Annotated in this window: 12 protein-coding genes; 4 read left to right on the top strand and 8 right to left on the bottom strand. The window is 69.9% G+C overall.

Annotation, left to right across the window (positions count from 1 at the left end; translation table 11 throughout):
- Positions 1–26 precede the first annotated feature (26 nt).
- The 3 genes from QTI17_RS21045 to QTI17_RS21035 are packed head-to-tail and all read right to left on the bottom strand — an operon-like array spanning position 27 to position 4,701.
- Positions 27–1,019 carry a PDR/VanB family oxidoreductase gene (locus QTI17_RS21045; RefSeq protein WP_286535387.1) on the bottom strand — a complete coding sequence of 331 codons (993 nt, stop codon included), beginning with the start codon at positions 1,017–1,019 and terminating at the stop codon, positions 27–29.
- A gap of 15 nt (positions 1,020–1,034) precedes the next feature.
- On the bottom strand, positions 1,035–2,531 hold the full coding sequence (locus QTI17_RS21040; protein ID WP_286535385.1) for an indolepyruvate oxidoreductase subunit beta family protein: 1,497 nt from the start codon (positions 2,529–2,531) through the stop codon (positions 1,035–1,037).
- A gap of 10 nt (positions 2,532–2,541) precedes the next feature.
- A complete protein-coding gene (locus QTI17_RS21035; protein ID WP_286535383.1) occupies positions 2,542–4,701 on the bottom strand; it encodes a thiamine pyrophosphate-dependent enzyme in 2,160 nt (719 codons plus the stop codon).
- 82 nt (positions 4,702–4,783) lie between these two features.
- On the opposite strand from QTI17_RS21035, the gene QTI17_RS21030 reads away from it, so the two are divergent.
- The gene (locus tag QTI17_RS21030; RefSeq protein WP_444813274.1) at positions 4,784–5,317 is read left to right on the top strand and encodes a MarR family winged helix-turn-helix transcriptional regulator; all 534 of its coding nucleotides are present in this window, start codon (positions 4,784–4,786) and stop codon (positions 5,315–5,317) included.
- Between the two features lie 8 nt (positions 5,318–5,325).
- Here the strand turns inward: QTI17_RS21030 and QTI17_RS21025 are convergent, their stop codons facing one another.
- The 4 genes from QTI17_RS21025 to QTI17_RS21010 all read right to left on the bottom strand — a co-directional run bounded on the left by QTI17_RS21025 (position 5,326) and on the right by QTI17_RS21010 (position 9,212).
- On the bottom strand, positions 5,326–6,270 hold the full coding sequence (locus tag QTI17_RS21025; protein WP_286535379.1) for a quinone oxidoreductase family protein: 945 nt from the start codon (positions 6,268–6,270) through the stop codon (positions 5,326–5,328).
- Entirely contained in the window at positions 6,267–7,067 is an 801-nt protein-coding gene (locus QTI17_RS21020; RefSeq protein WP_286535378.1) for an alpha/beta fold hydrolase, read from the bottom strand. Before QTI17_RS21020 ends, QTI17_RS21025 begins: the two co-directional genes overlap by 4 nt.
- Positions 7,064–8,050, bottom strand: coding sequence for a 3-hydroxybutyryl-CoA dehydrogenase (locus tag QTI17_RS21015; protein ID WP_286535698.1), 987 nt, complete (start codon positions 8,048–8,050; stop codon positions 7,064–7,066). Before QTI17_RS21015 ends, QTI17_RS21020 begins: the two co-directional genes overlap by 4 nt.
- A gap of 88 nt (positions 8,051–8,138) precedes the next feature.
- Positions 8,139–9,212: an NAD/NADP-dependent octopine/nopaline dehydrogenase family protein gene (locus QTI17_RS21010; protein ID WP_286535374.1), complete on the bottom strand. Its 1,074-nt coding sequence runs from the start codon at positions 9,210–9,212 to the stop codon at positions 8,139–8,141.
- 168 nt (positions 9,213–9,380) lie between these two features.
- Here QTI17_RS21010 and QTI17_RS21005 point away from each other — a divergent pair, with 168 nt between their 5' ends.
- Positions 9,381–10,106 (top strand): FadR/GntR family transcriptional regulator, encoded by a 726-nt coding sequence (locus QTI17_RS21005; protein ID WP_286535373.1) that lies wholly within the window; start codon positions 9,381–9,383, stop codon positions 10,104–10,106.
- 1 nt (position 10,107) lies between these two features.
- Here QTI17_RS21005 and QTI17_RS21000 read toward each other — a convergent pair whose 3' ends face one another.
- Positions 10,108–11,103: a LacI family DNA-binding transcriptional regulator gene (locus QTI17_RS21000; protein ID WP_286535371.1), complete on the bottom strand. Its 996-nt coding sequence runs from the start codon at positions 11,101–11,103 to the stop codon at positions 10,108–10,110.
- A 283-nt stretch (positions 11,104–11,386) separates the two neighbouring features.
- Here QTI17_RS21000 and QTI17_RS20995 point away from each other — a divergent pair, with 283 nt between their 5' ends.
- Both QTI17_RS20995 and QTI17_RS20990 read left to right on the top strand, forming a co-directional pair.
- Positions 11,387–12,346 carry a Bug family tripartite tricarboxylate transporter substrate binding protein gene (locus QTI17_RS20995; protein WP_286535369.1) on the top strand — a complete coding sequence of 320 codons (960 nt, stop codon included), beginning with the start codon at positions 11,387–11,389 and terminating at the stop codon, positions 12,344–12,346.
- A 40-nt stretch (positions 12,347–12,386) separates the two neighbouring features.
- Positions 12,387–13,538 carry an L-talarate/galactarate dehydratase gene (locus QTI17_RS20990; RefSeq protein ID WP_286535367.1) on the top strand — a complete coding sequence of 384 codons (1,152 nt, stop codon included), beginning with the start codon at positions 12,387–12,389 and terminating at the stop codon, positions 13,536–13,538.
- Positions 13,539–13,701: the final 163 nt, after the last annotated feature.

Below are 13,701 nucleotides of genomic sequence, written 5' to 3'. Positions count from 1 at the left end.
AGTTTCTTGGTCTGTCCCGCAAAATCTCACATATCCAGCACCAGCCGCTGCCCCTTGGCGCGCGAGATGCAGATCTGCATGACGTTGCCCTCCGCCTTTTCGCGGGCGGTCAGCACATAGTCGCGATGGTCGATCTCGCCCTCCATGACCGGCGTCGCGCAAACGCCGCATTCGCCGCGCTTGCAGTCGAACATCGGGTCGCAGCCGTGCTCGATCAGGCAGTCGAGGATGCTCTGGTCGGCCGGCACCGTGAAGCGCTGGCCCGACTGCGCGAGCTCGACCTCGAAGGCATGGTCGCCCTCCTCGACCACCGGCGTGGTGAACAGCTCGAAGTGCACGCGGTCGTGGGTCCAGCCGCGGGCCTGGGTCTGGGCCAGCACGGCGTCGAGCATCAGCTTGGGGCCGCAGACATAGAGCCGGTCGCCGGCCGGGATGCCGTCGAGCATGGCGCCGATGTCGAAGGGGCCGCCCTGCTCGACGTCGGCATGCAGGCGCAGGTCGTCGCCCAGCAGTGCCTGGAGTTCGGGCACGAAGGCCATCAGTTCGCGGCTGCGGCCGGCATAGTGCATGCGCACCGGCAGCCCCTCGGCCCGGCGGCGGGTCGCCATGCTGGCCAAGGGCGTCACGCCGATGCCGCCAGCCAGCAGCACCGTGCCGCCCGGGCCGGTGTGCAGCGGGAAGTCGTTCTTGGGCACCTCGATCGTGACCGTGTCACCCTCGCGCAGCCGCTCGTGCATGAAGCGCGAGCCACCGCGGCCTTCGGCTTCCTTGCGCACCGCGATCACGTAGTCGGTCGGCGCCTCGGTGGCCTTCGCATCGGCCGAGAAATTGATCAGCGAGTAGTGGCGCCAGTCGGCCGAACCATCGGGCAGCTCGACCCGCACGCGGATGTGGGCGCCGGCGGCAAATCCGGGCAGCACGCCGCCATCGGCCGATCGAAGCCTGAAGGTCTTGATCAGCGGGTTCAGTTCGCGTGCTTCGGCGACGCGCAGTTGCAGGGTCATCGGCTGGGCGGTCATGACGGGCTCCGTGGTTCAGGCGAGCGCGTGCCGCAAGAGCGCGGCCTGCAGCTTGTGGCCGTGCTCGTCGGCCAGCGCCGCGTCGCGCAACTCGCGCAGGGTGGCGGGTGCAATGACGCCGCCGGCACGCTGCACGGCCGCCATCACGGTGTCGTAGTTGCGCAGGCCGCGTTCGTGGGTGTCGCTGTAGCCCTTGACCAGGCGCTGGCACTGCGCGACTTCGACCGCCAGCGCGGGATGGTGCGGCGCGGTCTCGGCAATGCGCGCGAGCCATTCCTCGATGCGACGGTTCTCCTCGGCATAGCGCAAGGTCGAGCGGCGCCAGCGCTTGCAGGCCGCCACTGTGCGCAGCATCAGGTAGCCGTGCAGCGAACTGGTCTGCACCACGCGGCCCTTCTGAGTGAAGTGCTCGACCACGCGGCGCGGCAGGCGCGAATCCATCAGCCATCGGCCGATGCCGGCCGGCAGCGTCTCGCAGATCTCCTGCAGCCGCGGATGCATGTACTCGTTGATGGCCAGCACCTGGCCATCCTGCACGCGGGCCTCGCCGCGCACGCGGTCGAAGCGCGACGACCGGGTCTTGAGCGCCGCGACCCGGGCCGTGTCCTCGTAGGACATCCACAGGGCCAGGTGGCGCGCGGTCTCGCGCAGCAGACGTGCTTCGTCGTCGCCGGGCAGCGCCGCGACGACGGCCATGCGATCGAGGTAGAGGCCGGCGTAGTCGAGGTCCTGGTAGTCGATCAGGCGACGCACGCCCTCGAGGAGGAAGTGCTGCACCGAGGCCGGGAAGTCGCGCTGCACGCGTTCGACCAGGGCCCGCACCGCGGGATGGCGCGGTTGCGGCGCGGGCGCCTCGGGCACCGCGGCGGCTTCGGGTTCGAGCGCGCCCTGGGCCCGCGCGAAGGCGGCGCCGAAGGCACGGAGGCTGGGCTTGACGCCGACCCCGCCGCGTTCGATCGTGGCCTCGAACTGGGCCCGGCCGAAGGGCAGCACGCCGGCACCCGCGAGCGCGCCGAACAGCACCGCGCTGATCACGCTGCCCGAGGCTTCGGCGGCCTGCGCCATGTCGAAGCGGATGAAGCGCTGGGCGGCGCGCTCGGCGTGCTTGAGCAATTCGCTGCTGTCGACCCGGCCGTCACCGAGAGCGCTCTTCTCGGCAATCGAGTAGACCCGATGGGTGGAGGCGATCAAGGTCGTGCGGTCGCGCGTGACCAGCCCGCGCTGCACCGCCCGGCCGGCTTCCATGAGTTCGGAGGCCAGCACCACGTCGACATCGCCTGGCAGCGGCATCAGCGCCAGCACCGGCCGGCCGCCGTCGGCCTCGGCCTGCGCCTCGGGGTACAGCTCGACGTAATAGATGGTGGCGCCGGTGCGCTGGGCCACGCCCGGCACCGAGGTGGTCTGCGCCAGGTAGCCGTTGGACTCGCCCATTTCGACGATCCAGTCGGCCAGCACGCCGCCGCCCTCGCCGCCCATGGCAAGGATCGCAATTTTTATCGGTTGTGCGCGCATCGTCGTCCGTTCAGAAGGCATAGGCCGCGCGGCGCTTGGCCTCGCCCTTTTGCAGCCAGCCGATGACCTTCGCGCGGAAGCTCTCGCGCACCAGGTCCCAGCGGCTCGGGTTGCTCACGATCTGCGCCTTGTAGAACGAGGGGCACAGCACGGCCGCATGCGAGACCTCGCCGCAGACGCCGCAGCCGACGCAGCTGTCCATGACGGTCGCCACCGGGTCGGTGCGCAGCGGATCGGGGTTCGGCTTGATCGACAGCGAGGGGCAGCCTGACAGCCGGATGCAGGAGTGGTCGCCGGTGCAGGTGTCGGAATCGACGCCGAACTTCTCGCGCACCATCCGCTTGCCGTCGGCGATCGCCTTGCGCACCAGCGGCTTCTCGCGCCGTTGGCGGTTCAGCATGCACTCCGACTGGGCGATCAGCACCTTCGGGCCTTTTTCCTTCGTGGTCAGCGCGTCCTTGAGGGCGTCGCGCATGCCGGCGACGTCGTAGGTGCGGCGCAAGGTCCGGACCCACTTCACGCCGACGCCGCGCACCGCGCGCTCGATCGCATGGCCGGTGCTGCGGGTCGCGTTGTTGGCGCTCGACGACAGGATGTCCTGGCCGCCGGTGGCCGAGGTGTAGTTGTTGTCGACCACGATGGTCAGGTTGTCGCTGCGGTTGAACACCGCGTTGGCGACGCCGCTGGTGAGGCCGTTGTGCCAGAAGCCGCCGTCGCCCATCACCGAGATCGCGCGCTTGCCGGCGGGCGCGTTGAGCGCGGCCGCGCCGGCGCCGCCCAGGCCGTAGCCCATGGTCGTGTTGCCGATGTTGAACGGCGGCAGGATCGAGAACAGGTGGCAGCCGATGTCGGCGCTCACGTGGTGGGCGCCGAGCTCGCGCTCGACCAGCTTCATGGCGCTGAAGATCGGCCGCTCGGGGCAGCCGGTGCAGAAGCCCGGCGGCCGTGCATGGACGCTGTCGCCCAGCGGCAAAGCGGGCTCGGGTGTCGCCAGTTCGGTGAGCGGGATCACCTTGCGCACCGGCGCCGGCAGCGGCTGCAGGCGGCCGTAGCGCTCGCCGAAGGCGCGTGCCCCCTTGAGCAGTTCGGCCGCGGTGTATTCGCCGGCCACCGGCAGGATGTCCTTGCCGTGCAGCACGGTGGTCGAGCCGGCCTGGCGCAGGATGGTCGCGAGGTTCTGCTCGACGAAGTTGGGCTGCCCTTCCTCGACGATCAGCACGGCGCGCTTGCCTTCGCAGAAGCGCAGCACCTCGCTCTCGATCACCGGGTAGGCCACGTTCATGACGTACAGCGGAATCTTCGAATTGCCGTACACGTCGGCCAGGTCGAGACGCTCGAGCGCTCGCACCAGCGTGTTGTAGCTGCCGCCCTGCACGATGATGCCGATGTCGTCGGCGCCCTCGGAAAAGAATTCGTTGAGCCCGCGCTCCTCGATGAACTTCACGGCCGCGGGCCAGCGCTCGCGCACCTTCTCCTGCTCGTGCACGAAGCTCGCGGGCGGCAGCACGATGCGGCCGACGTCGCGCTGCGGATTCTCGAGCGCATCCTGGAGCGTGAACTTGGCGCGCTTGTTGTCGCCGGCGACGAAGTGCCCGTGCACGTGGCAGGCGCGGATGCGCAGCTGCAGCATCACCGGCGTGTGGCTGGCTTCCGAGAGCTCGAAGCCCTGCTTCACGGCCTCGACGATCGACGGCAGGTTGGGCCGGGGATCGAGCAGCCAGATCTGCGACTTCATGGCGAAAGCGTGGCTGCGCTCCTGCATGATCGACGAGCCCTCGCCGTAGTCCTCGCCGACGATGATCAGCGCGCCGCCGGTGACGCCGCCCGAGGCCAGGTTGGCCAGTGCGTCCGAGGCGACGTTGGTGCCCACCGTCGCCTTGAAGGTCACGGCGCCGCGCAGCGGATAGTTGACCGAGGCCGCCAGGGTCGCCGCGGCCGTGGCCTCGCTGGCGCTGTTCTCGAAGCGGATGCCGTGCTCGCTCAGGATGTCCTGGGCGTCGGCCAGCACATCCATCAGGTGCGAGATCGGTGCACCCTGATAGCCCGCGACGTAGGACACACCGGACTCCAGCAAAGCCTTGGTGACTGCCAGAATGCCTTCACCGCGGAATACATCGCCACCGGAAAGCCGCAGCTTCTTCACCTCTTCGACGAACGAGCGCTCTGCCATCTTGTTCCTTCATTCGTGGGACCGCGGATCACTATCGGCACCGCGGTCTTTATAATATTGACAACTGAATGTATTCAAAATCATGGATAACCCTAGACGAGCAAGTAGCGTGCCCACCACGAGTCCGGGGCCGTTCAGGGAAGAGGCGGCGGCGCCGAGCCACCGTTTCGTCGACGACTACCTGCCCGCGCTGCTGGCGCAGGCGAGCCAGCTGATCTCGTCGGAGTTCCACCGGGTGGCGCGCCAGCACGGCTTCTCGGTCTCCGAATGGCGGGTGATGGCCTCGCTGGCCGGCGGCCAGGCGATCAGCATCGGCGCGCTGGCGCAGGTCACGGTGACCAAGCAGCCGACCGTGACCCGGCTGCTCGACCGTATGGAAGCGCGCGGCCAGATCGAGCGCCTGCCCCATGACAGTGATCGGCGCGTCACCCTGGTGCGCATCACGCCCCAAGGCGCGCAGGCGGTGGAGCACCTGATGGAACTGGCGCGCGAGCATGAGCTGCGGGTGCTCGAGCCCTTCGGCCTGGAGCGCGCCGAGGAACTCAAACGCACGCTGCGCCACATCATTGCGCTGCACGCGGACGCAGCGGGCGAAGCGGTCGAAGAAGACGAGTGAGGCCGGCCTCAGGGCCGGGCCACCAGCACCGCCCGGCCCCGATGGCCGCGCTGGGCGATCCAGTCCAGCGCCGCGGCGGCGTCCTCGAGAGCGAAGGGCTGGACGTCCAGGCGCAGTCTGCCGTCGGCCAGCCGCGCCAGCAGTTCCGGCGCCGCCGCCCGGCCGGCGGCGTCGCGGCGGAACATGTTGAGCGGCAGCAGCGCCACATCGCGCTGCAGGAAATGCGCAAGGTCCAGGGCCAGCCCGTTGCCCGCGGTGTAGCCCACCAGCACCGCGCGGCCGCCGGGTTCCACGCGCGCCAGGGCAGCGGCCAGTACCGGCCCGCCGACCGTGTCGACCAGCAGGTCGGCCGAGACCGAGGCCAGCGCTTCGGAAGGATCGTCGCCGAGCACCAGCACCTGCGCCGCGGGCGGCATCGCCGCCGCCTGCGCGGCCTGGCCCACCACCGCGATGACATGCGCCCCGCCGTCGAGCGCCAGCTGCACCGCCAGCGAGCCGACCGCACCGGTCGCGCCGGTCACCAGCACTCGCTCGCCGGCGCGCATCCGGGCGATGTCGTGCAACGCCACCCAGGCCGAGGTGCAAGGAGAGAAGAAGGCCGAGCCCAGCGTCGACGGCACCGCTTCGGGCAGCAAGCCCAGCGCCTCGTCGGGGGCATCGATCAGTTCGCACCAGGTGCCGTCGAACAGCGTGCCCAGGCCGCAGCCGCGCAGCCAGACGCGCTGGCCCACGGCATGGCGGGTGCTCGCTACCACCACGCCCGCGGCCTCGACGCCCGGCGTGTACGGGAATGGCGGATGCCTCAGAAACTTGCCGCCCCAGACGGTGCGGTCGATGTGGCCGACCGTGGCCGCCTCCATGCGGACGATCGTGCGGCCGGCGCGCAGCTGCGGCTCGGCCAGCTGCGCTGGCAAGGGCGGCGCGCCGAAGGCCGCCACGCGCATCGCCTTCATGGGAGCGTCTCCAGAAAGTCCAGCACCGCGGCCGCGAAGGCCTCGGGCATCTGGTCGGGCAGCGGCACCATGCCGCCGGGGATGTCGAGGGTGCGCGCCTGCGGCAGCGCGTGCTGCAGTTCGGCGGCATGCGGCGACGCGAAGGGGTCGTCGGTCGCGCGCAGGATCAGCACTGGCTGCCGCACGCGATGGATGCTGTCTTCCATCCGGTAGGCGGCGACCGCGCGATGCCCGTCCTCGGGGCTGCCGCTGGCCTTGAGCGCATCGCGCACGAAGGCTTCGAGCAGTTCGGGGCGCCCGGCCGGGTAGAAGCCCTCGCGGCGCTGCCACAGCGCGGCCAGATGGCTGCCGTCACCGCTCGGTGCCACCTCGTCGATCGGCGGCCGTTCGGCGCGCACGCGCCGAAAATCGGCGTCGGTGAAGGGCGTCGACGACAGCACCAGGCCGCGCACCCGCTCTGGCGCACTGGCCGCGATCTCGATCGCGATCACGCCGCCGGTGTGATGGCCGACGACATCGGCCCGCGCGATGCCCAGGGCGTCGAGCAGTTCGACCGCGATCCGGGCCCAGGCTTCGATGCTGGCAGGCCCGTCGATGGCGGCCGAGTCGCCGAAGCCGGCGGTGTCCATCGCGATCGCGCGATGTCGGGCACCGAGCAGCGGCAGCACCTCGCGGTATTCGGTCCAGCTGCGCGGCGACTGGTGCAGGAGCAGCACCGGCGGGGCCTGCGGCGCGCCGCACTCGGCATAGTGCACCTGGCCCACCGACAGGTCGGCGAAGGCGCGCCGGATCTTCATGGCTGGGTCTCTGCGGCCGGCGGCTGCCAGAGCCCGGCATGCCTCAGCATGCCCAGCGTGCGCGACAGCACGTCGCGGCGGTAGGCGCCGACGTCGCGCCCTTCGTAGTCGTAGAAGCCGCTGCCGCTCTTCAAGCCGAGCCGGCCTTCGTCGACCATGCGGTCGACGATCGCGGGCGCCGTGTAGCGCGCACGGTCGATCGAGGCCGACATCTCGCGGCTTGCGTGGTGCAGGATGTCGCAGCCGCCGAAGTCGATGAACTCGACCACGCCGAGCGCCGCGAAGCGCAGGCCCAGGCCGTAGCGCGTGGCCTTGTCGATCTCCTCGGCCGTGGCGGCGCCCTCCTCGATCATGCGGGCCGCCTCGTTCATCACCAGCGCCTGCAGCCGCGGCACGATGTAGCCGGGCGTCGCGCCGCAGACCACCGGCAGCTTGCCGATGCCCTCCATGATCGCCTTGGTGCGCGCCAGCACGGCCGGGTCGGTGCCGGCATGGCAGCTCAGCTCGACCACCGGGATCACGTAGGCCGGGTTGAGCCAGTGCATGTTGAGGAAGCGCTCGGGCCGGTGCACCAGCGCCGCCAGCTGCGTCACCAGGATGCTGCTGGTGGTCGAGGTGATGATCGCGTCGTCGCCGCAGTGCCGGCTGAGCCATTCGAAGGCCTCGCGCTTGGCGTCGAGCGTCTCGGGCACGCCCTCGAACAGCAGTTCGGCAGCGCCGAGCGCGGCCGGTGCGTCGGCGGCGTTCACGAACTCGACCCGCGCCGCGATCGCCGCCACCTGCGCGGCCTCGATCACGCCGAGCTGGGCCAACCCTGACAGGCTGCCTTCGATCTCGGCCCGTGCTTCGCTGCGCAGCTTCTGCCACGCCTCGTCGCTGCGCGGGCGCAGGTCGACCAGCGCGATGCGGTGGCCGGCGTAGGCAAAGGCGATCGCGATGCCGCGGCCCATGCGGCCCGCGCCGACGGCGGCAAAGCGCGGCAGGTGTGGCCCCCCCGCTCCGTCACTTCGTGTACTCGCTGCCCCCCACGGGGGCCGCAGGCCGCCTTGGGGCGGCCCGGCGTCGGCCTGATCATTCGCCATCGTGCAGTCTCTTCTTGAGTTGCGCCGCGCTCAGTTCGGAGAGGCCGAGCGTCTCCAATGTGCGGGGCCCCCGGCGCAGATCGCGCCCGAGGAAGCCGCCGACGATCGCCAGCAGCCCATGGGCGATCGGCGCATCGACGCCGACGAAGCGCGCGGTCGATGCCAGGAAGGCGAGTCCGAGCTCGGTGTCCTCGGTGATGTAGCGGTGCGTGTGGAGATCGATGTTCTCGCGCCAGTCGCCCGACTTCACCAGTTGCTTGTGGGCATCGCCGTACATCCACTGGTCGTTGTTGTAGTGGTCGGCCAGCGGATAGTGCGGCGCACCCTGCCCGAGCGCCTCGCGCACCGCGATGCGCTCCTGGTCGAGCCGGTCGGTGACGTCGCGCACCGCGCGCTGGGTCCCCTCGTTGTGGATGTCCCAGCGCTCGAAGTGCTGCAGCGGCGCGGCGTTCATGACCATCAGCGGCGGATGGATCACCGGGCCGGCATTCATCAGCGCGCCCGACAGCGCGTCGCCGCAGCCGTGCACCGCGGGATAGGCCCGGCGGATCACCTCGATCGCCTGCGCCTCCTTGCGCGCCGGATAGACGCCGGTGGGCAGGCGGATGGCGCGGATCGTCACGTTCACCTCGCGCTCGCCGTGCTTGCGCGCCAGGTAGGGCAGCGTGCCGGTCTCGGCCCAGGCGACATCGGCGCGGCTGCCGGACTCGGCCACCTGGCGCGCCATGACGTAGCTGCCGAAGGTGCCGGGCGGCAGAAACACCACCTGGCCGTCGACCAGGTGCGGCGCCATCGCGCGGGCGATGTCCTGCTGGGCGATCGCCGGGGTGGGAATCACGATCAGCTCGGCATCGCGCAGCGCGGCGCCGATGTCGGGCGTGGCCAGCGCGATCGCCACGTCGCGGCTGCCATCGGCATCCTTCAACGTGATGGATCCGGCTTGCACGACCGGTGCCAGCGCGGCGCCGTCGCGGCGCCAGAGGCGGACTTCGTGGCCGGCTTCGGACAGGTCGGCGGTGGCTGCATAGGCGCCGTGGCCGCCGCCGAGGATTGCGATTTTCATGGGTTGCAGTCGAAGTGGAACAGGAGGAGGCGTCAATACATTACTTTTCAACCTTTCATGTGTCAACTAAAAACGGGCCGTGTTCGCGTTTCCCCTGAGGCCATCGCCGCGCCCGATTCCTGGACCCTCCGGCCGCTTTCGGCTAGCATCGATGACAACGTTATCAACATGCAGAGCCCTCACCGATCCCTGCCGCGCAACCTGAGCATGGGAGTGGTCGACGCCCTGAGCCACCGGATCCGGATCGGCCCGTTGCGGGCCGGCGACAAGCTGCCGACCGAGGCCGAGATCATGAGCGAGTTCGGTGTCAGCCGGACCGTGGTCCGCGAAGCGCTGTCGAGGCTGCAGGCCGCCGGCATGGTGCGGTCGCGCCGGGGCGTCGGCACCTTCGTGGTCGGCGCCTCGCGCGCCAAGCCTTTCCTGGTCGACAGCAGCCCGGACGACAGCCTGCCGCAGGCGCTGGCGCTGATCGAATTGCGCATCGGCCTCGAATCCGAAGCCGCCGCCCTGGCGGCGCAGCGTCGCGACGGCGCCGACCTGGAAGCCATCGCCGGCGCGCTGAACGCCTTCCGCAGCGCCATGGCGCAAGGCATGGACACGGCGGTGCCCGACTTCCAGCTTCACCTCGAGATCTCGCGCGCGGCCCACAGCCCGCACTACGCCGCGGTGCTCGAAGCGCTGGGCCCGGCCTGCGTGCCGACCGCCTTCCTGGAAGCCGCGGCCGGCGAGGACCCCGGCATCGCCACGAGCGACCAGGTGCTGCTGGAGCATCGACGCATCGTCGACGCGATCGCGCAGCAGGATGCGGATGCGGCCCGTGCCGCCATGCGCACCCATCTCGTGAACGGCCGCGAGCGGCGCCGCGCGTCCGAGCTGCCGCAGCGCGCTCGTTAGCTCAAGTCGACTGCCGCTCGACGATCCGGAAGCCGACGTCGATCACCGGCTGGGCCACCGCTTCGCCGCGGCAGCGGGCGACGATCAGCTGCGCCGCCAGGCGGCCGATCTCGGCCCCGTCCACATGGATGGTGGAGATCGACGGCACCGTGTGGGCCCCGAAGTCGGCGTTGCCGAAGCCGCAGATCGCGAGGTCCTGCGGCACCCGCAGGCCGCGCGCCAGCGCCTCCACGATCACGCCATGCGCGAGCTGGTCAGAGCTGCAGCAGATCGCCTCCAGTTCCGGATCGGTCTCGAGCAGCTGCCCGAGCGCACGGCGGCCCAGTTCGAGGCTGCTGGGCGCGGGCACGAAGGCGGTCGGCAGCTCGCGCCCGATCGTGGTCTGGAAGCCGTCGCGGCGCATCCGCGCCCGATGGTCGTCGCCGGAGGCGATGCCGATCCGCTTCCATCCCTTGCCGAGGAAATAGCCCCCCAGCGCGCCGCCCACCTTCAGGTGCGAGAAGCCCACGACCATGTCGATCGGCCGGTCGCTGAGGTCCCAGGTCTCGACCACCGGAATGCCCGAGCGGCGCAGCCGGTCGCGGGCCCGCTGGGACTGCACCAGGCCGGTGATGACGATGCCGTCGGGCTGGCGGCCGATCATCGCGTTGAGCACCGATTCCTCGCGCTCGGCGTCGTATGCCGTCTGGCCCAGGATCAGCTGGTAGCCGGCCGCGGCGAGCTCGGTGGTCAGGGCCTGCACGGTCGGCAGGAACTGGGACACCGAGAGCGCCGGCACGATGCCGCCCACCATCAGGCTGCGCTTCGACTTCAGGCCGCCGGCGAGCAGGTTCGGGATGTAGCCGGTCGATTCGACCGCAGCCTGGACCTTCTCGATCGTCTTCGCCGACACCACGCCGGGATTGCCGAGCGCGCGCGAGGCGGTGATCAGCGAAACGCCCGCAGCCTTGGCCACGTCGTGGAGCGTGGCCGCCTTGAAGGGAGAAACGTCGTTCATTTCGGGGGTCTGGCGTTGTATCCCGGGAGCCTACCAAATCGCCGGGCCCTCGCGTTGACATCGTTAACAGCGCAGCCGTCGAGGCCTGTCGGCCGGCGCGAAACCGGGAAAACCCCGATCGCCGCCTGGGTTGACCGGGCAAAATGACAACGATATCATTTGTCTTGGCGCCTCGAATCCGATTTCGCTATATCGACAGAATCTTGATATCGCGCAACCACCCGTCGTCCGATTCGTTTACCAGGCCAAAAATGACAACGTTATCAATCCAAGGAGACATGACATGAAGAAGTACCTGGGCGCGATCGCGCTGAGCCTGGCGGCCCTGGCCGCCCATGGGCAGGGCTGGCCCGAGAAGACCGTCACGCTGGTGGTCCCGTTCCCGCCCGGCGGCTCGACCGACCAGGTGGCGCGCGCGATCGTGCCGCGGCTCAGCGAGAAGCTCAAGCAGTCCTTCCTGGTCGACAACAAGGCCGGGGCCACCGGCACCATCGGCGCCACCTTCGTCAAGCGGGCTCCGGCCGACGGCAGCACCTTCCTCGTGACCTCGCTCGGCCCGCTGGTGATCGTGCCGCACCTGGTGAAGGGCCTGCAGTACGACGCGCTGAAGGATTTCGACCTGATCACCGTGGCGGTGGCATCGCCCAACGTGCTGGTGGTGCCGGCGAGCTCGCCGTACAAGAACGTGGCCGACGTGATCGCCGGCCTGAAGGCCAACCCCGGCAAGATGACCTTCGCGTCGGCCGGCAACGGCTCGAGCGACCACCTCACGGCCGAGCTGTTCTGGCAGCAGACCGGCACCCAGGGCCTCCATGTCCCCTACAAGGGCGGCTCGCCGGCCCACACCGACCTCATGGGCGGCCAGGTCGATGCGTCGTTCCAGAACATCAACTCGGTGGCGCAATACATCAAGGGCGGCCGGATGCGCGCACTGGCGATCACCAGCCCGAAGCGCTCGCCGGTGCTGCCCGAGGTGCCGACGCTGGCCGAAGCGGGGGTCAAGAATGTCGAGGTGGCGTCGTGGCAGGCCATCGTCGCCCCCAAGGGCCTGGCCCCCGCGACGCGGGACAAGGCCCATGCCGCCTTCGTCGAAGCGCTCAACGACCCGAAGGTCAAGGAACAGTTCACCTCGATCGGCTTCGAGATGGTCGCCAACACGCCGGCCCAGTTCGCGGAATTCCAGCAGAAGGAATACGCGCGCTGGAAGACCGTGATCGAGACCGGCAAGATCACGATCGACTGAGCACGCCCCCACCACCCCGAAGCGCATGGACTCCGCCGTCATGACCCCCTCCTCCCCTTCGTTCGCGAGCGACAGCATCACCTGGGTTCGCATCTCGTCGTGCTACCTGCCGCTGGCCAACCCGATCAGCGATGCCAAAGTCCTGACCGGCCGGCAGAAGCCGATGACCGAGATCGCGATGCTGTTCGCCGAGATCGAGACCAAGGACGGCCATCGCGGCCTCGGCTTCAGCTACTCGAAGCGGGCCGGCGGGCCGGGCCAGTTCGCGCATGCGAAGGAAATCGCGCCGGCACTGATCGGCGAAGACCCGAGCGACATCTCCAGGCTCTGGACCAAGCTGTGCTGGGCCGGTGCCTCGGTCGGCCGCAGCGGCATGGCGGTGCAGGCGATCGGCGCCTTCGACGTCGCGCTGTACGACCTCAAGGCCCGGCGCGCCGGTCTCTCGCTGTCCAAGCTGCTCGGCTCGCAGCGCGACTCGGTGCAGTGCTACAACACCTCGGGCGGCTTCCTGCACACGCCGCTGGAGCAACTGCTCGTCAATGCGCAGGCCTCGCGCGAACGCGGCATCGGCGGCATCAAGCTGAAGGTCGGGCAACCCGACCGCGCGCTGGACGTCCGGCGCGTGGAAGCGGTGCGCAAGCACCTGGGCGACGACATGCCGCTGATGGTCGATGCCAACCAGCAGTGGGACCGGCCGACCGCGCAGCGCATGTGCCGCATCTTCGAGCAATTCAATCTGGTGTGGATCGAGGAGCCGCTCGATGCCTACGACTTCGAGGGCCACGCCGCGCTCGCGGCCCAGTTCGACACCCCGATCGCGACCGGCGAGATGCTGACCAGCGCGGCCGAGCACGGCGAACTCATCCGTCACCGCGCCGCCGACTACCTCATGCCCGATGCGCCTCGCGTGGGCGGGATCACGCCGTTCCTGAAAGTGGCCGGCCTCGCCGAGCAGGCCGGCCTCGGCCTCGGGCCGCACTTCGCGATGGAGCTGCATGTCCATCTGGGCGCGGTCTATCCCACCGAGCCCTGGGTCGAGCACTTCGACTGGCTCGAACCCCTGTTCAACGAGCGCCTCGAGATCCGCGACGGCCGCATGCGGGTGCCGAGCCGCCCGGGCCTCGGCCTGAGCCTGAGCGAGCAGGTCAAGGGCTGGACCCGCGAAGAGGCCGAGATCGGGCGGCGAGCCTGATCCGCGGGAACGCGAGACACCGAAGCACCCCCATGACTGAAACCCCCATGCCCAGGCCGCCGCTCACCATCCTCATGCACGCGCGCGACAACGTCGCGATCGTGGCCAACGACGGCGGCCTGGCGGCCGGCACCGTGTTCGCCTCGGGCCTCACGCTGCGCGA

The sequence above is a fragment of the Variovorax sp. J31P179 genome (assembly GCF_030316985.1).
Classification (GTDB): domain Bacteria; phylum Pseudomonadota; class Gammaproteobacteria; order Burkholderiales; family Burkholderiaceae_C; genus Variovorax; species Variovorax ginsengisoli_B.
This window is presented reverse-complemented; position numbering and strand designations above follow the sequence as displayed.